18 protein-coding genes are annotated in these 16013 nt (G+C 75.7%); 4 read left to right on the plus strand and 14 right to left on the minus strand.

Annotated elements, in window-relative coordinates; all coding sequences use genetic code 11:
• Positions 1-46 precede the first annotated feature (46 nt).
• The 5 genes from HK417_RS16415 to HK417_RS16435 form a co-directional block, all read right to left on the minus strand.
• Positions 47-988: an asparaginase gene (locus HK417_RS16415; RefSeq protein WP_222268381.1), complete on the minus strand. Its 942-nt coding sequence runs from the start codon at positions 986-988 to the stop codon at positions 47-49.
• Between the two features lie 134 nt (positions 989-1122).
• On the minus strand, positions 1123-1686 hold the full coding sequence (locus HK417_RS16420; protein WP_222268382.1) for an RsiG family protein: 564 nt from the start codon (positions 1684-1686) through the stop codon (positions 1123-1125).
• A complete protein-coding gene (locus HK417_RS16425; protein ID WP_222268384.1) occupies positions 1683-2531 on the minus strand; it encodes a 3-keto-5-aminohexanoate cleavage protein in 849 nt (282 codons plus the stop codon). The genes HK417_RS16420 and HK417_RS16425 overlap by 4 nt, the downstream gene beginning before the upstream one ends.
• The gene (gene ygfZ / locus HK417_RS16430; RefSeq protein ID WP_222268386.1) at positions 2528-3652 is read right to left on the minus strand and encodes a CAF17-like 4Fe-4S cluster assembly/insertion protein YgfZ; all 1125 of its coding nucleotides are present in this window, start codon (positions 3650-3652) and stop codon (positions 2528-2530) included. Before ygfZ ends, HK417_RS16425 begins: the two co-directional genes overlap by 4 nt.
• Positions 3649-4104 carry a Fur family transcriptional regulator gene (locus tag HK417_RS16435; protein WP_222268388.1) on the minus strand — a complete coding sequence of 152 codons (456 nt, stop codon included), beginning with the start codon at positions 4102-4104 and terminating at the stop codon, positions 3649-3651. Before HK417_RS16435 ends, ygfZ begins: the two co-directional genes overlap by 4 nt.
• Positions 4105-4143: 39 nt before the next feature.
• On the opposite strand from HK417_RS16435, the gene HK417_RS16440 reads away from it, so the two are divergent.
• From HK417_RS16440 to HK417_RS16450, 3 genes are all read left to right on the plus strand, one after another.
• Entirely contained in the window at positions 4144-5004 is an 861-nt protein-coding gene (locus HK417_RS16440; protein WP_308123644.1) for an aminotransferase class IV, read from the plus strand.
• Between the two features lie 71 nt (positions 5005-5075).
• Positions 5076-6410 (plus strand): Na+/H+ antiporter NhaA, encoded by a 1335-nt coding sequence (gene nhaA / locus HK417_RS16445; protein ID WP_222268390.1) that lies wholly within the window; start codon positions 5076-5078, stop codon positions 6408-6410.
• Between the two features lie 323 nt (positions 6411-6733).
• Positions 6734-7459 (plus strand): hypothetical protein, encoded by a 726-nt coding sequence (locus tag HK417_RS16450; protein ID WP_222268392.1) that lies wholly within the window; start codon positions 6734-6736, stop codon positions 7457-7459.
• A gap of 78 nt (positions 7460-7537) precedes the next feature.
• On the opposite strand, the gene HK417_RS16455 is transcribed toward HK417_RS16450, so the two are convergent.
• The 3 genes from HK417_RS16455 to HK417_RS16465 all read right to left on the minus strand — a co-directional run bounded on the left by HK417_RS16455 (position 7538) and on the right by HK417_RS16465 (position 10908).
• Positions 7538-9253, minus strand: a complete 1716-nt coding sequence (locus HK417_RS16455; protein WP_222268394.1) for a DUF885 domain-containing protein — start codon at positions 9251-9253, stop codon at positions 7538-7540.
• A 5-nt stretch (positions 9254-9258) separates the two neighbouring features.
• The gene (locus tag HK417_RS16460) at positions 9259-9831 is read right to left on the minus strand and encodes an FABP family protein (RefSeq protein WP_222268396.1); all 573 of its coding nucleotides are present in this window, start codon (positions 9829-9831) and stop codon (positions 9259-9261) included.
• Between the two features lie 144 nt (positions 9832-9975).
• Entirely contained in the window at positions 9976-10908 is a 933-nt protein-coding gene (locus tag HK417_RS16465) for an NAD-dependent epimerase/dehydratase family protein (RefSeq protein ID WP_261326997.1), read from the minus strand.
• Positions 10909-11035: 127 nt separating this feature from the next.
• On the opposite strand from HK417_RS16465, the gene HK417_RS16470 reads away from it, so the two are divergent.
• Complete coding sequence (locus tag HK417_RS16470; protein WP_222268398.1) at positions 11036-11713, plus strand: TetR/AcrR family transcriptional regulator; 678 nt, start codon at positions 11036-11038, stop codon at positions 11711-11713.
• Positions 11714-11772: 59 nt separating this feature from the next.
• Here the strand turns inward: HK417_RS16470 and HK417_RS16475 are convergent, their stop codons facing one another.
• From HK417_RS16475 to HK417_RS16500, 6 genes are all read right to left on the minus strand, one after another.
• The gene (locus HK417_RS16475) at positions 11773-12069 is read right to left on the minus strand and encodes a DUF1416 domain-containing protein (RefSeq protein WP_222268400.1); all 297 of its coding nucleotides are present in this window, start codon (positions 12067-12069) and stop codon (positions 11773-11775) included.
• 6 nt (positions 12070-12075) lie between these two features.
• A complete protein-coding gene (locus tag HK417_RS16480) occupies positions 12076-12903 on the minus strand; it encodes a sulfurtransferase (protein ID WP_222268402.1) in 828 nt (275 codons plus the stop codon).
• A gap of 295 nt (positions 12904-13198) precedes the next feature.
• Positions 13199-13531, minus strand: coding sequence for a thioredoxin family protein (locus HK417_RS16485; RefSeq protein ID WP_222268404.1), 333 nt, complete (start codon positions 13529-13531; stop codon positions 13199-13201).
• Between the two features lie 46 nt (positions 13532-13577).
• Entirely contained in the window at positions 13578-14291 is a 714-nt protein-coding gene (locus HK417_RS16490; RefSeq protein WP_308123645.1) for an LmeA family phospholipid-binding protein, read from the minus strand.
• Positions 14288-15109, minus strand: a complete 822-nt coding sequence (locus HK417_RS16495; protein ID WP_222268405.1) for a hypothetical protein — start codon at positions 15107-15109, stop codon at positions 14288-14290. Before HK417_RS16495 ends, HK417_RS16490 begins: the two co-directional genes overlap by 4 nt.
• Positions 15106-15957, minus strand: coding sequence for an alpha/beta fold hydrolase (locus HK417_RS16500; RefSeq protein WP_222268407.1), 852 nt, complete (start codon positions 15955-15957; stop codon positions 15106-15108). The genes HK417_RS16495 and HK417_RS16500 overlap by 4 nt, the downstream gene beginning before the upstream one ends.
• Positions 15958-16013 lie beyond the last annotated feature (56 nt).

Below are 16013 nucleotides of genomic sequence, written 5' to 3' on the forward strand. Positions count from 1 at the left end.
ACTGCTAGCTCTTGCAAGCGGGGGGCTAGCAGGGTCGACCGGCCGGTCAGGCCAGGACGGCGCCCGCCCGGACCTCACCGACCACGCTGTGGCCACCGCACACCGGCGTCACCAGCCACCGGGACAACTTCTCGGCCGGCACCCCGAGCCGCCGCAACCCAGCGGCCAGGGCCGGCAGCCGGCCGCGGTCCCCGCCGTCGTCCAGCTTGACCGCGACCGCGCCGCGACCGGGCAGCGCGGCGACGTGCACGCCGTCGGCCCCGCCCTTGACCAGCAGCCCGGCGAGGCCCTGCATGAGCTCGGTGTCCTCACGTCCGGTGCCGGCGACCAGCCACGGATGGGCGCGCATCGCGTCGGCCACCCGCCGCTCCGGCGTGCCCACCGCCGACTGCACCAGCGACAGCACCCCGCGGGCCAGCCCGGTCAGCGACAGCGCGTGCTGCGGGGCGCCGCAGCCGTCGACGACCACCGCGGTCACCGGCTCCCCCGCGGCCTCCCCCAGTAGCGCCTCGATCGACTGCTGCAGCGGGTGATCGCGCTCCAGGTAGCCCTCGGTGGGCCAGTCGGCCGCGATGCAGGCCGCCAGCATCGCGGCGTGCTTGCCCGAGCAATTCATCGCCAGCCGCTCCGGCGCCCGGCCGGCCACCAGCCACTGCGCGCGGGTGTCCTCGTGCTGCGGCAGGGCCGGCGGGCAGCCCAGGTGGTCGGGGCCCAGCCCGGCGGCGGCCAGCAGCTCACCGGCCAGCTCCCGGTGCCCGTCCTCCCCGTTGTGCGAGGCGGCGGCGATCGCCAGGTCCCGGTCGTCGCGCGGCTCCCAGCCGGCGGCCAGGTACGCCAGGGCCTGCACCGGCTTGTTCGACGAGCGGGGCAGCACCGGCCGGGTGACGTCGCCGGCCTGCACCAGCGGCCGGCCCTCGGCGTCCAGGACGACGAGCGCCCCGCGGTGCACGGACTCCAGGAAGCCCGAGCGCCACACCTCGACCAGCACCGGGGCGTCGGGCCATGGTGACGTGCTGGAACGGCCGCCCTGCAGGGCCCCGCCGCGAGCGTGCGAGTGGTCGGCCCCGTCCAGAGGCTCGGCGCGAGCGTGCGAGTGCTGAGGGGGACGGGGTCCCTCGACCTTCACCGGTGCCGCGACTCGTCGGCCAGCAGCTGCGCCACGTCGGCCAGCCCGTCGCGGTACCGGCGGGCGAGCTCACCGGCGACGGCGTCCATCACCTGCTGCACGCCGCGGCGCCGCTCGGACAGGCTCCGCTCCCCCGCGCCGAGCGCGCGGGCGGCGGACTCCAGCTTGTCGTCCGGCAGGGACGGGACGTCGGAGAGGTCGACGTCCGGGGCCAGGCTGTTGACCCACTGCTCCATGTGCTCCGGGGCGGTCGGCTGCACCGTCTGGTGCCGGCCCAGCCCGTGCGCCGGACCGCGGCCCTTCTCGGAGAGGATCTCCGGGAGCAGGTCGACCAGCGAGCGGCCGTCGTGCTCCGCCCGGCGCTGCAGCTCCCGGCGGACGATGTCCAGCCGGCCCTGCAGCAGGCGCCGGGTGTAGGAGAGGTTGACCTCCTCCTGCTCGGCCTGGTGCCGCAGGGCGCGCACCTGGGCCATCGACAGCTCCTCGATCCCGTCCAGGAAGGCGGGGTCGAGCAGCGCGTCGACGGCAGCGCCGCCGGCAGCCGGGGTCGGGGCAGTCACGGGGAGACCTCCACAGCGGGTCGGACGGGGATGCCCAGCAGCTGCCGGGCCTCGGGGGTCGACAGCGGCGGCCGCTGGGCGATCCGGGCGAGCCCGGCCGCGCGGGCCACGAGCTGGGCGTTGTCGCGCACCGGCTCACCGGGCGCATACGTCAGGGTGTCCTCCATGCCGACCCGCAGGTGACCGCCGGCGGAGAGCGCGGCCAGCATCACCGGCAGCGAGGTGCGGCCCACGCCGGTCGCCGCGAACGTCGCGCCGGGCGGCAGGAAGGGCAGGCACGCGGCCAGCGCCGCCGTCGTCCCGGGCATGCCACCGGGCACGCCCATGACCAGGTCGACGTGCACGTGCCCACCGTGCGGCAGGCCGTACCGGTCCAGCAACCGCGCGAGGGTGGCCAGGTGCCCCAGGTCGAAGACCTCGTACTCCGGGACGATGCCGCGCTCCTGCATGCGGGTGTGCAGCTCGACGATGAGGTCCCACGGGTTGCTGAAGACGTCCCGGCCGAAGTTCACCGTGCCCAGCGACAGCGAGGCGGCGTCCGGTGCCGCGTCCAGCACGGCGAGGCGCGCGTCGAACGGGTCGGTGACCGCGCCGCCGGTGGACAGCTGGACGACGAGGTCGGTGGCCTCCCGCACGGCGGCGACCACCTCGCGCACCCGGCCCAGGTCGAGGGTCGGGCGGGTGTCGGCGCCGCGGACGTGCAGGTGCAGCACCGCCGCCCCGAGCGCCTGGCAGTCCCGCGCGGTGGCGACGACCTCCTCGACGGTCACCGGCAACGCCGGCACGTCGGCCTTCGCCGACTCCGCGCCGGTGGGCGCGAGGGTGATGAGGGTGCCGCCGGTCACCGGTTGATCGTGGCAGACCGCACCGCACGCACGCGGTTCCGGGCTGCGGCGACGTCCGCGTCGACCTCCTGCGGAACGTCGTCCGGGTCGATCGCGGCGACCGCCTCCCCGACGTGGAGCGCCGTGCCCGGCTGCACCGACTGCTTGACCAGCGCCAGCGCGATCACCCCGAGCTCGTGGTGGCGCACCACGGTGCCCACCCGGCCGACCTCGCGCGCCCCGGCGGTGACCGGCGTCCCGGGGGTGGGCAGCGTCTCGCTCATCCCGTCCAGGTGCAGCAGCACCAGCCGGCGCGGCGGGCGGCCGAGGTTGTGCACCCGGGCGACCGTCTCCTGGCCGCGGTAGCAGCCCTTCTCGAGGTGGACGGCGGTGCGCAGCCACTCCAGTTCGTTGGGGATCGTGCGGTGGTCGGAGTCGACCCCGGCCCGCGGCCGGCGGGCCTCGGCGCGCAGCGCCTCGTAGGCGTCCAGACCGGACAGGGTGGCCCCGGCGGCCAGCAGCTCGTCGGCGCGGGGGGACAGCTCGGCGCGCGGCACGAGCAGGTCGACGACGGCGGCGCTCCCGTCGCCGATCGCCGGCATCCGGCGCACCCACCCGCCGCCGGGCAGGGCGGCCACGGCGTACGGGTCCGCGGGCACTGGCCAGCCGACCGCCCCGAGCACCTGGTCCCCGCGCGGGCCGACCAGCGACAGCAGCGCCCACTCGCCGGTGACCAGCGCCGGATCGACCCGGAGCATGAACCGCATCCGCTGCAGGAAGTCGACCAGTGCGGCCCCGGTGCCCGGCTCGACGTCGCCCCAGGTGGTGCCGCCCAGGTCGGTGAGGACGACGTGGTGCTCGACGTGCCCGTGCGGCGAGAGCACCAGCGCCTCGCTGCCGGTGGCGTCGCCGAGCCGCTCCAGGTGCTGGCTGGTGAGGCTGTGCAGCCAGGTCAGCCGGTCGGCGCCCGGGACGACGAGCACGTCACGGTCGCTGCGGTCGACCAGTCCGGCGCCCTCGGCCAGCCGGCGCTGCTCGGGCAACGGGTCGCCGTAATGGCCGGCGACGGTGCCCGTGCCGCCGTCGGGCAGCGCGAGCGCGACCGCGCCGGGTCGGGACAGCAGGGGGGACGGGGTGGTCATCGGTGCTCCGTTCGGGTCTTCTCCGCGCAGGCCCGGCAGGTGCCGCTCAGCGCCACGTGACCCACGTCGACGGTGAAACCCAGATCGGCGGCCAGACGTTCCGCGGCGCTGTCGAGCAGCCCGGGATCGGCCGAGATGATCTGCCCGCAGGACTGGCACACCACGTGCAGGTGCGGGTGCTGCGCGGCGTGGTAGACCGGCGCGCCCTTGCCCAGGTGGGTGTGCCAGACCAGGCCGAGCCGCTCCAGCACCTCGAGGTTGCGGTACACGGTCGAGGTGTCCGGCGCGGCGCCGTCGGCCCCGGCCTCGGCCCTCAGCCAGGCGTGGATCTCCTCCGGCGTGCCGTGCTCCAGCGCGGCCACCGCGGCGAGCACGCGCTGCCGCTGGCTGGTCAGCCGCATGCCCCGGGCGCGCAGCTGCGCGGCGAGCGGGACGCTCTCCTCACCGGACACGCGGCCGAGCCTAGTTCGCCGGTACGGCAGGGTGGGCCCGTGATCGAGCGGCAGCAGACGGGTGCGCGGGTGGCGGTCTGGCGGGACGGGGCGGCCCGCACGGTGGGCTGGGACGAGCCCGTCGTCGGCGCCTTCGACCTGGGGCTGGGTCGCGGGGACGGCGCCTTCGAGTCCGTGCTCGTCGCCGGCGGGACGACGCCGCACCTGCCCGCCCACCTGGCCCGGCTCGGCCGCTCGGCGCGGCTGATGGACCTCGCCCACCCCGGCGACGACGCGGTCCGTGCCGTGGTCGCCGCGGTCGTCGAGGACTGGCCGGCCGACGTGGACGGCGCCTGCCGGGTGCTGCTCACCCGCGGCCTCGGGGACGGCACGCCGCCCACGCTGGTCGCGCTGCTCGCCCCCGTACCCGCGGAGACGATCCGGCAGCGGGACGAGGGCATCGCCGTCGTCTCCCTGTCGCTGGGGGTGCCGGCCGACCTCCGCGCCCGGGCGCCGTGGCTGCTGGGCGGGGCCAAGACGCTGTCCTACGCGGTCAACATGGCCGCCTTGCGGCACGCGCGCACGGCCGCCGCGGACGACGTCGTGTTCACCTCGCTGGACGGGCAGCTGCTCGAGGGGCCGACGTCCACCGTCGTCTGGTCCGCCGGCGGTCGGCTGCACACCCCGCCGGTGGAGACCGGGATCCTCGCCGGCACCACGCAGGCCCGGCTGTTCGCCGCGGCCGAGGCCGACGGCTGGCCCACCGCCGTCACGCCGGGCACCGTCGAGGACCTGCACGCCGCCGACGCGGTCTGGCTGCTGTCGGGGATCCGCGGCGCGGCGCCGGTGACCCGGCTGGACGGTGTGGACCGCGGCGACGCGGGGCTCACCCGGCGGGCCCGGGAACTGCTCGCCCGGTAGTCTCGGCACTGGTGCGCCGGGAAGTCTGGTCGGCAACTCCTGACCCGACCCCCGCACCCCGGAGCCGCCCGATGACCAGCCCCCTCTTCCGCCGCGGGTCCTGGGCCGAGACCTCCCGGATCGCCGAGGTCCTGCGCAGGGAGACCGTCGGGGGCGTCCTGCTCATCATCGGCGCGGCCATCGCCCTCGTCTGGGCCAACACCCCGTGGTCGGCGGCGTACGAGTCGCTGCGTGACCTGCGCGTCGGGCCGGCGTCGCTGCACCTCGACCTCACCCTCGGCACCTGGGCGGCCGACGGGCTGCTGGCGGTCTTCTTCTTCGTGGTGGGACTGGAGCTGAAGCGGGAGTTCGTGGCCGGCGACCTGCGCGAGCCGCGGCGGGCGGTCCTCCCGGTCGCCGCCGCCGTCGGCGGGATGATCGTCCCGGCGGTGCTGTTCACCCTGGTCAACCTGCGCACCGGGGACGGCGCGCTCGCGGGGTGGGCGATCCCGACGGCGACCGACATCGCCTTCGCCCTCGCCGTCCTCGCGGTGATCAGCACCCACCTGCCGGCCGCGTTGCGCACGTTCCTGCTCACCCTGGCCGTCGTCGACGACCTGCTGGCGATCACCGTGATCGCGATCTTCTACACTTCGTCGCTGGCGATCACGCCGTTGCTGCTCGCGCTCGTGCCGCTCGCGGTGTTCGGGTTCCTCGTGCAGAAGCGGGTGCGTTCGTCGGGGTGGTGGGGCGGGCGGACGGCAGGGTGGCTGCTGGTGCCGCTGGCCGTGGTGACCTGGGTGCTGATGCACGAGTCGGGCGTGCACGCCACCGTCGCCGGCGTGCTGCTGGCGTTCACCGTCCCGGTGGTCCGCAGCAATGCGGACTCCCATGGCGGACCGGACGCCGGGCCCGGCCTGGCCGAGCACCTCGAGCACCGGATCCGGCCGATCTCCGCCGGGTTCGCCGTCCCGGTCTTCGCCTTCTTCGCCGCCGGCGTCACCATCGGCGGGTTCTCCGGCCTGGTCGACTCGCTGTCGGACCCGGTGGCGATCGGCATCGTCGTCGGCCTGGTGGCCGGGAAGGCCATCGGCATCACCCTGGCCACCTGGCTGGTCTCCCGCTTCACCCGCGCCCAGCTCGACCCGTCGCTCGGCTGGCCCGACGTGATCGGGCTGGCGCTGCTCGCCGGCATCGGCTTCACCGTCTCGCTGCTCATCGGCGCACTGGCCTACGGCGAGGGGTCGGTGCGCGACGAGCACGTGAAGGTCGGCGTCCTGACCGGCACCCTGACCGCCGCCGCGCTCGCGGCCGTGCTGCTGCGCCTCAGGGACCGCCGGTACCGGCTGATCGAGGAGGCGGAGACGGCCGACGAGGACGCCGACGGGGTGCCCGACGTCTACCAGCGGCCGTCCGCCGAGGGCTGAAAAAGCGCGTTGCCGCCCCTCGGATCGCGACGTACCGTCGTGGCACACGAGAGAGGAGGTGGTCCGTAACCTTGCATGCTGATCGGACTCGTGAGGTGGCTGTCCGCTAGCCGCCGTCCAGATGGGCCGCCTGTTCGGAGTGGATTCCGAACGACGGCATGATCGCCCGTCCGTCGTACGGCGGCGAGCGAGAACCGGACAGTCACCCGACCCCCGGGCCGCCGACCATTGTCCAGTCGGCCCGCGTGCCGCTCCCCCGCTCCGGCGGGGCCCAGCGCCGCGGAGCAGCCCGGGGGTTGTCCGTTCTCTGCGAGAATGGCCGCGTGCAGTTCGCCGGACGGGCCGTCGCGCTCGACACCTCCGCCGGCCTGTGGCTCGCCGAGGCCACCCGCGGCGCCCGCCCGGACACCGTCGCCGCACACGTCCCCGCCCGCTTCGAGGCCGTTGCCCGGATCTTCCACCCCGCCGTCCGGTACGTCGGGGACGACGACGTCGAGGTGCCCTGGGCCGCCGTGGCCGCGGCCAACGCCACCACCCCGCACCCTCTCATGCAGTGGGGCTCGGTCACCGGCGCGATGGACTACTTCGAGAACGACGACCAGGCGCCGCTGTGGCACGGCGCCCCCGCGCGCGGCCACCTGCCGGTGCCGGTGGCCGAACGGATGGTCCCGGTCCTCTCCCGGCACACCACGACTCCCGACGTCTGCTGGTTCGGCGTGGCGGTCGGCGGCACGATCATCACCGACCACACCCCGCTCGCCCTGCCCACGCGAGAGTACTGGCTGGTCAACGGCCCGATCGAGCTCGCGACGGCGAACTTCGCGGCCGAGCCCTTCGAGCAGAGCGCGAACCTCTGGTGGCCGGCGGACCGCGCCTGGTGCGTGGTGACCGACGTCGACCTGGTCAGCACCTACGTCGGGGGCAGCGCCGCGTGCATCGGCGAGCTGCTGACGACGGCCGGGCTGGAGATCGCGCCGGCCGACCCACGGGACCGGACCGCCTGGGACGCCGACGAGGTCAACCCCGTCCCCGCCGACGCCCCCGAGTAGGGGCGGAAGTGGCCACTTCCGCCCTATGGCAGCGCCCGACCGTCCCCCGGTCGAGGGCGGACGTGGCCACTTCCGCCCTCAGAGGCGGGCGAGCTCGGCGGCGAGGTCGTCGAGGCCGAGGCTGCCCTGGGAGAGGGCGGCCATGTGCCAGGCCTTGAGGTCGAACTCCGCACCCCTGGCCTGCCGGGCCGCCTCCCGGCCCTCCAGCCACGCCCGCTCCCCCAGCTTGTAGCTGATCGCCTGCCCGGGCATGCCCAGGTAGCGCACCAGCTCGCTGTCGAGGAAGGCCTCGTCCCGGCCGCAGTGGTCACCGAAGAAGGCCCGGGCCAGCTCCGGGGTCCACGGCTCGCCGGCGTGCCCGGCCACCGAGCCCTCGACGCCCTCGGGGATCGGCAGCTCCAGGTGCATGCCGATGTCGACGACCACCCGCACCGCGCGCATCTGCTGCGCGTCCAGGTAGCCCAGCCGCGCGCCCGGGTCCTCCAGGAAGCCCAGCTCGTCCATCAGCCGCTCGGCGTACAGCGCCCAGCCCTCGACGTTCGCGCCGACCGAGCCCACCGACGTCTGGTAGGTGGACAGCTGGCCGGAGACGTAGGCCCACTGGGCCAGCTGCAGGTGGTGGCCGGGAACGCCCTCGTGGTACCAGGTGGACACCAGGTCCCACAGCGGGAACCGCTCCTGCCCGAGCGTGGGCAGCCAGGTCCGGCCGGGCCGGGAGAAGTCCTGCGCCGGGCGGGTGTAGTACGGGGCCGCCGCGCTGCCGGGCGGGGCGATCATCGCCTCGACCTGGCGGACCGGCCCGGCGATGTCGAAGTGCACGCCGTCGAGGGCGTCCATCGCCTGGTCCATCATCGCCTGCAGCCGCTGCCGGATCGCCTCGACGCCCTCGACGGCCTCGCCGTTCTGCTTGAGCCAGCGCATGGCCGCCATGGGCGTGGCACCGGGCAGCACCTTCTCGGCCTCGGCGCGCTGCTCGGCCAGGATCCGCCGGTGCTCGGCCCAGCCCCAGGCGTACGCCTCCTCCAGCCGGGTGCCGGTGCCGAGGTCGGCGCCGTTCCACGAGCGGGCGAAGCGGGCGTAGCGGTCCCGGCCGACGGCGTCCGGGGTCCCCTCCGCCTTCGGGGCGTACTCGTCGCGCAGGAAGTCGCGGACCTCGGCGACGGCGGCGTCGGCCGCGGCGGCCGCCGCGTCGAGCTCCCCGCGCAGCTCCTCGGGCCCACCGGCGACGACACCGGCGAAGTACGGACCGGCCAGCCACTCGTCCAGCTGCCCGACCACGGTGCGGATCTGGCGGGGCGCGGCGAACAGCCCCCGGCCCGCGCCGGCGGTCAGCGACTCCTGGTAGCCCCGGTAGGCCTCCGGCACCCGGGCCAGGCGGCGGGCCAGCACCGCCCAGTCCTCGGTGGTCCGGGTGGGCATCATCGAGAACACCTGGCGGATCGCGTGCACCGGCGAGAAGAGGTTGGAGACCGCCCGCAGGTGCTCCCCCGCCTCGTGCAGGGCCAGGCCCGCGTCCAGCCGCTCGCGCAGCAGCCGGGCGCAGCGGCGCTCGACCGGGTCCTCGGCCAGCGCGGGGTCCTCGGCCAGCACCCGGTCCAGCTCCGCCAGGGTCCGGCGCACCAGGTCCGCCTCCGCCTGGGCACCGGCCGGGCTGGTGTCCGGCAGCCGGTCGTCGCCGGGGCGGGTGCCCAGCGCCGTGGCCAGCAGCGGGTCGAGCTCGGTGAGCGCGTCGACGTAGGCGTCGGCGACCTGGCGCGGGGTGGCGGGGCGGGGAGACGGCGCGGTGGCGGTCACGGGGGTCAGCGGATCCTCTCCAGGCGGGCGGACATGGTCGGCCGCAGCGGCTGGTCGCCGGCGGCCCGGTCGACGGCGTACATCAGCGCGCCGTCGACGATGCCGTACAACCGGGTGGCCCGGCTGGTGTCGGGGTGGTCGGGCGTGCGGGCCAGCACGTCGCTGACCAGCTCCCAGCTCGTCGTCGTCCGGGCCCGGCCGGCGTAGATCTCCACCAGACCGGCCGGCGAGCAGACCAGCAGCTCCACCTCGTCGTCCCCGCGCGGCCGCCAGAAGCCGGTCTCCCGCTGGTCGGGGCCGACCACCTGACCGTCGTCGGCGAGCCGCCAGGTGCGCGACTCGTAGAACAGGAAGTCCCGCCCATCGTGCGCGAAGCGGACCCACTGCCCGAACCGGTGGTCCCCCGCCGGCCCGGCGGCCTGGCCCTCGCCGTGCCACTCGCCGAGCAGCGGCAGGACCGAGAGCAGCTCGGGTGCGACCTCCGGCCCCTCCCGGACGTCGACGGTGTCGGGCACCGGCAGCTCCGTGGGCCCCTCGACGGGACCACCGGGCAGGCCGGGCGGCGTCGGGGCGCTCATCGGGTGCGCTCCACCCCGTCGCGTCGCGCGACGCGCCAGGCCGAGGCAGCGAGGCCGATCGAGGTCAGCGCGGTCAGCGCGACCAACACCCAGGCGGAGACCAGACCCATGCCGCCACGGTATCCGCGCGGCTCGGGCCCGCCGTCAGGCCCCCGTGGTCACCACCCCCGCGGTCGCCCGCAGGGCGTCCTCCCAGGGGGTGGGCGCCAGGCCGAAGGTGGCGGCGGTCTCCGTCGCGTCGATCACGAACGGCGCGTCCCACTGGTGCCGGATGGCGACGAGCTCGCGGAACAGCGGGACGGCGACGCCCGCGGCGCGCAACACCGGCCACGGGATGCCACTGACCGGCACCGGCTCGACGCCCATCGCCCGGGCCAGGTCGGTCAGCGCCTGCCGCTGGGTGCGGGGCGGCGTCGTCGGCACGTGCCAGGCCCGCCCCTCGGCCCGCGGGTCGGTCCCGAGGACCGCCAGGGTGGCGGCGACGTCGGGGACGTAGGTCCAGCTGTGCGGGGCCGCCGGGTCACCGATGACCCAGGCCCGCCGGCCGCGGCGCAGGGTCGCCATCTGGCGCATGAGGTGCGACTGCTCCCCCGGCACGCCGGGCCCGAGGAAATCCGACGCGCGGGCCTCGGTGACCCGCACCCGCCCGGCCGCGCGGGCGGCCAGGGCGTCCTCCCACATCCGGGTCCGGATCCGGCCCTTGACGTCCGTGGCGGCCAGCCGGCTCTGCGGGGTCATCGGCCCGCTGGGCCGGCCGTAGACGTAGAGGTTGGACATCGTGACCAGCAGCGCCCCGGACAGCTCCGCCGCGGTCAGCAGCGCGGTCGCGATCGGCGGCCAGTCCCGGGTCCAGTCCGTGTACGACGGCGGGTTGACCGCGTTGTAGAGGACGTCGGCCCGCCCCACCGCCGCCGTCAGCGCCGTGGCGTCGGCGGCGTCGACCGCCCGGTGCTCGACGGCGTCCGTGCTGCGGCCGCCACTGCGCGAGAGCACGAGCACCTCGTGCCCCCGCTCGGCCAGCAACTGTGCCGTCGCCGACCCGACCGGGCCCTTGCCCACCACCACATGTCGCGCCATCTCGGTCTCCTCGCCTTGGTTGAGAGCGGCGCTCTCGCTCGATGACCACCGTGCCCGTTGCCACCCCACCGTGTCAAGAGCGCCGCTCTCGATTGCGTGCACCGATCTCGTCCGGCATCCTGGGCGGGTGCCGACCACCGCCCGCGAACGCGCCCGCGCCGAGATCACCGCCGAGATCACCGACCTGGCGCGCGCCCAGCTGGCCACGGTCGGGGCGGCCGGCCTGTCGCTGCGGGCCGTCGCGCGGGAACTGGGGATGGTGAGCTCCGCGGTCTACCGGTACTTCCCGAGCCGCGACGACCTGCTGACCCGGCTGATCCTCGACGGGTACGACGCCCTCGGCGCGACGGCGGAGGAGGCCGACGACCCGACGGCCGCGCCGGCCGAGCGGTGGCTCACGGTCTGCCGGGCAGTCCGCCGGTGGGCCCTGGCGCACCCGCACGAGTACGCGCTGCTGTACGGCTCCCCGGTGCCGGGCTACCGGGCGCCGCAGGACACGGTCCCGGCGGCGATCCGGGTCGGCGCCGTCCTGGGCCGGGTCCTCGGCGACGCCGCCCGGGCCGGTCAGCTGCCGGCGGCCTCGGGCGTCGTCACCGTCACGATCAGCGAGGCGACGGCCGAGGTGCTCGGCGGGGAGCACCCGGCCCTGGACGACACGGTGCGCGCGCGGGGGCTGCTGGCGTGGAGCAGCCTGTTCGGGACGATCAGCTTCGAGCTGTTCGGCCACTTCACCGGCGCGGTCACCGACGCCGACGCGTTCTTCGACGCCGCCATGCGCGACCTCGCCGGGCTCCTCGGTCTCTGAGGAAGGACAGCACAGCGCCCGCCCCGGCCGGAGCCGGGACGGGCGCTGTGCTGGTCCTGCTAGGAGTCCAGGACGACGGTGGTCTCGTTGAGGCCGACGTCGACGCTGACGACGCGCTCGCCCTTGCCCACCGGGGCCAGCGAGCGCAGCTTCCACTCACCCGGGGCGGCGAAGAAGCGGAACTCGCCCTCCGGGCTGGTGACGACCTCGGCGGTGAACTCGTCGGTCGTGTCGAGCAGCCGGACGTAGGCGCCGGCGACCGGGGTGCCGTCGTGCCACACCTGGCCCTGGATCACCGTCTGGGTCGCCAGGTCGATGCCGTCGAGGGCTCCGCCCTGCTTGGGGGCTCCACACATGTCAGCTCACTTCTCGATGGGGACGCCGACGAGCGAACCGTACTCGACCCAGCTGCCGTCGTAGTTCTTCACGTCGGGCTTGCCGAGCAGCTCGCGCAGCACGAACCAGGTGTGGCTGGACCGCTCGCCGATCCGGCAGTAGGCGATGGTGGCCTTGCTGTCGTCGTAGCCCTGCTCGTCGTAGAGGGCGGCGAGCTGCTCGTCGGTCTTGAACGTGCCGTCCTCGTTGGCCGCCTTGCTCCACGGGATGTTCTTCGCGGTGGGGACGTGGCCCCCCTTCTGCGCCATCTCCTGCGGCAGGTGCGCCGGCGCCAGGATCTTGCCGGAGAACTCGTCGGGCGAGCGGACGTCGATGAGGTTCTTGGTGCCGATCGACGCCACGACCTCGTCGCGGAAGGCGCGGATCGACAGGTCGGGCTCGCTGGCCTGGTACTGCGTGGCCGGGCGCTCGACGGTGTCCTTGGACAGCGGGCGGCCGTCCAGCTCCCACTTCTTGCGGCCGCCGTCGATCAGCTTGACGTCGCGGTGCCCGTAGAGCTTGAGGTACCAGTACGCGTAGGCGGCGAACCAGTTGTTGTTGCCGCCGTACAGCACGACGGTGTCATCGTTGCTGATGCCCTTGGCCGACAGCAGGGCCTCGAAGGCGGCCTTGTCGACGAAGTCGCGGCGCAGCGGGTCCTGGAGGTCCTTCTTCCAGTCCAGCTTGACGGCACCCTCGAGGTGACCGCCGTCGTAGGCGCTGGTGTCCTCGTCGACCTCGACGAAGACCAGGCCGGGCTTGCCCAGGTTCTCCTGGGCCCAGTCGGCGGTGACGAGCACGTCGTTGCGAGCCATGTGTTCCTCCTTGGGGATGTGCGGGGGTCGGACGGGGCGGGCGCGGGCCCGCCGGACGGTCAGGGACGGCGGGCAGCCCGGGCGCGCGCGACCTCACGAGCTCCGGACGTCGTCCGGGCGGGCGCGGCGGAGCAGGGGTTCGCGGTCATGTGGGGGGTCTCCGGACGGCGGACAGGGCACGTCTGGGCGAGACGCGGTCGCCCTCAGGAGGCCGGACACAGGCAGCTGCCGACGCGGCACAGGTCCACTGTGCGGCGCGAGGTCAGCAGGGTGCCCACGGCCCGAGGGTAGCGGATCACCGGCGCACCGCCGTGTGGGCGTCCACCACGGCGGTCAGCTCCGCCGGCCGCGGGGCCCCGGAGCTGCGGCCCAGCAGGACGCCGTCCCGGTCCAGGTAGAAGAGCGTCGGGGTGCGCCGGACGTCCAGCTCGCGCACCGCGTCCAGGTGGCTCTCCGCGTCGACGTGCAGGTAGGCCAGCCCCGGCCGGGTGGCCTGCAACTGCTGGACCCGGGCCCGGGTCGCCCGGCACGGACCGCAGAAGGCGGTCGAGAACTGCACGACGGTGAGGTCGGCCTCGGCCGGCCGGACGCCCAGCCGCTCCAGCACCGCCAGACCCGCTCCGCTCACGCCCCGGGCAACGGGCGCCCGGCCGGGCGCATTCCGGGGGTCCGGATCAGCCGCGCAGCACGGTGTCGGCGGCCTCCACCCGGACGACGACGCCGTCCGCCGCGGGGGTGACGCTCACCAGCTGCAACCCGAACGGCAGGGCGGGCACCGGGTAGCGCAGGTCCAGCAGGTCGGCGGCCCGGTCGAGCACCGCGTCGGGGACGTCGACCGCGCCGGCGGAGGCGTCGCCGACGTCGATGACGAGGTCCTGCCCGTCCAGGCGCACCGTGCCGGCCGCGGTCACCGGGATCTGCAGGCCGAGCACCTCGACGGTCCGGGCGACCCGGATGCCGTCCCCCTCCTGCGCCAGCGCGGTGTCCCCGCCCATCCGCTCGGCGAGCAGCGGGTAGGACAGCGTCGCCGTCCCGTCGACCCGGTCGACCGGGATCTCGGAGACCTGCCCGGACAGCGCGTCCGAGAGCGGCAGGTGGACCCCGCGCAGCACGACGTCGGCGCGGGTGCCCGCGGGCTGGGCCAGCTCCTCGGCGGTGAGCCGGATGCGGATGTCGTCGTACTCCCCGGACAGCGCCTGGGTGAGGAACGGGAACCCGGCCACCTCCACCTCCGGCGGCCCGGTGAGCCCGCCGCGGGCGGCGACCTGCTCGGCCACCCGGTCCTCGGCGACGCCCACGGCCACCCGGTCGACAACCACGAGCGCGCCGACCAGCAGGAGCAGCAGCACCACCAGGACGGGCAGGCACCCGGCCCGGCGCCGGCTCACCCGAGCCCGTTCAGGGTGAGCGCGTAGGCCACCGGGGCGGCCGCGGCCAGCGGCAGCACCGCCTGCAGCACCGCCCCGGCCCAGCCGGACTCCGCGCGCTCCACCACGACGTAGGAGGCACCCAGCGACGTCAGCGCCGCGACCGCGCCGACCGCGGCACCGAAGGTCACGACGGAGAGCACGTCGGCCAGCGACCCGCGGTCGCCGAGCAGCAGGGCGGCCCCAGCGCCGGCGACGACCGCGAGCACCAGCGCGGCCGCCCCGCACGGCACGCCCGGCGCGACGGCCGGCCGGGGCAGCGCCAGGTCGACCAGGTGCCCCACCACCAGCGCGGCCCCCACCACCAGCGCCGTGCCCGTCACCGCGCCCGGCCCGTCCTCCAGCCGGCCGACGACCAGCAGCACCGCCAGCGCACACACCGCGCACAGCAGCAGCACCACACCGGCCAGTGAGGGGACCAGCTGCGGCCGGGGCGCCGGCCGGGTCATCTGGTGCACGACCGCGGCCAGCAGGCCCAGGCCGAGCACCGCGGCGAGCGGGTCGAGCGTGGGCCGTTCGGGCAGCAGCAGGACGACGTCGGCCACCAGCGAGGCGACCGCGCCGATCACCAGCGCCCCGGCCGGCCCGCGGATGCCCGTGGACCGGACCCAGGCGGCGATCAGGGCGGCCTGCAGCGCCGCCACCGCGACGAGCCGGCCGACCCCGTCGAACGCGAGCGGGAGGCCGGCGAGCAGGGCGGTGACGACCACGGCCAGGCCCGCCGCCGGCAGGTGGTGGGCCCGCGGGGACACCGGGGCGTCCGGCGCGGCGGCGGTCATCCGACGATCGTCGCAGAGGACGGCGGGGTGACCGGTTCACGACGGCCGGCCGTGTCGGGCCCGGCCACGGCCGCGCACGCCCACCGGCCGATCCGCTCGGCGAGCGGGCCGGTCATCCCGTTCTCGGCGTGCCCCATGCCCGGCACCACCCAGGCCGTCGCCGCCGGCCCGGCGGCCTGGACCAGGGCGCGGAAGTGCTCCAGCGGGAAGTACTCGTCCCGGTCGCCGTGCACCAGCAGCAGCGGTGTCGGGGCGATCCGGGCGACGACCTCCACCGGCGCCGGGGGCACCGTCTCCCACGGCACGCCCAGGCGCAGGCCGAGCAGCCCCGCGGCGACCCGGCGCCCGGCCGTGGTCTCCAGCAGCCAGTGCACGCGCCGCATCGGCGCAGTCTCCCGCACGTACCAGCGGCTCACCGCGCTGACCGAGACCACCGCGTCCGGCCGGTGGGCGCCCAGCGCGGCCTGGCGCAACGCGACGCCACCGCCCATGGACAGGCCCACGGTCACCACCGCGTCGGCGCCGTCCGCCCGGGCGGCACGCACCGCCGCGTCGACGTCACCCATCTCCGGGTCGCCGCCCACGGTAGTGCCGCCGCCGGAGCCCCCGTGCCCCCGCGAGTCGAGCGCCCGGACCTCACCGAAGGCCCGCAGCCACCCGGCGAGCCGGCGGAACGGCTCCCGGGACACCGAGTTGGTGAAGCCGTGCGCGAGGACGAAGGTGACCGGCCGGCCGCCCGCGGCGGCACCGGGCAGCGCCGGGACGACGATGCCGGACAGCTCGACGCCGTCTGCGGCGCGGACACGGACCGTGCGCTCCCCCACAGGTCGGGGAGGACGGCGGGGCACATCGGTTATCCTGCCCTCTCAGCTCGACAGTGTCGTCGACAGCCCCGGGACGGCAG

This window comes from Modestobacter marinus, assembly GCF_019799945.1.
GTDB classification, from domain to species: Bacteria; Actinomycetota; Actinomycetes; order Mycobacteriales; family Geodermatophilaceae; genus Modestobacter; species Modestobacter marinus_B.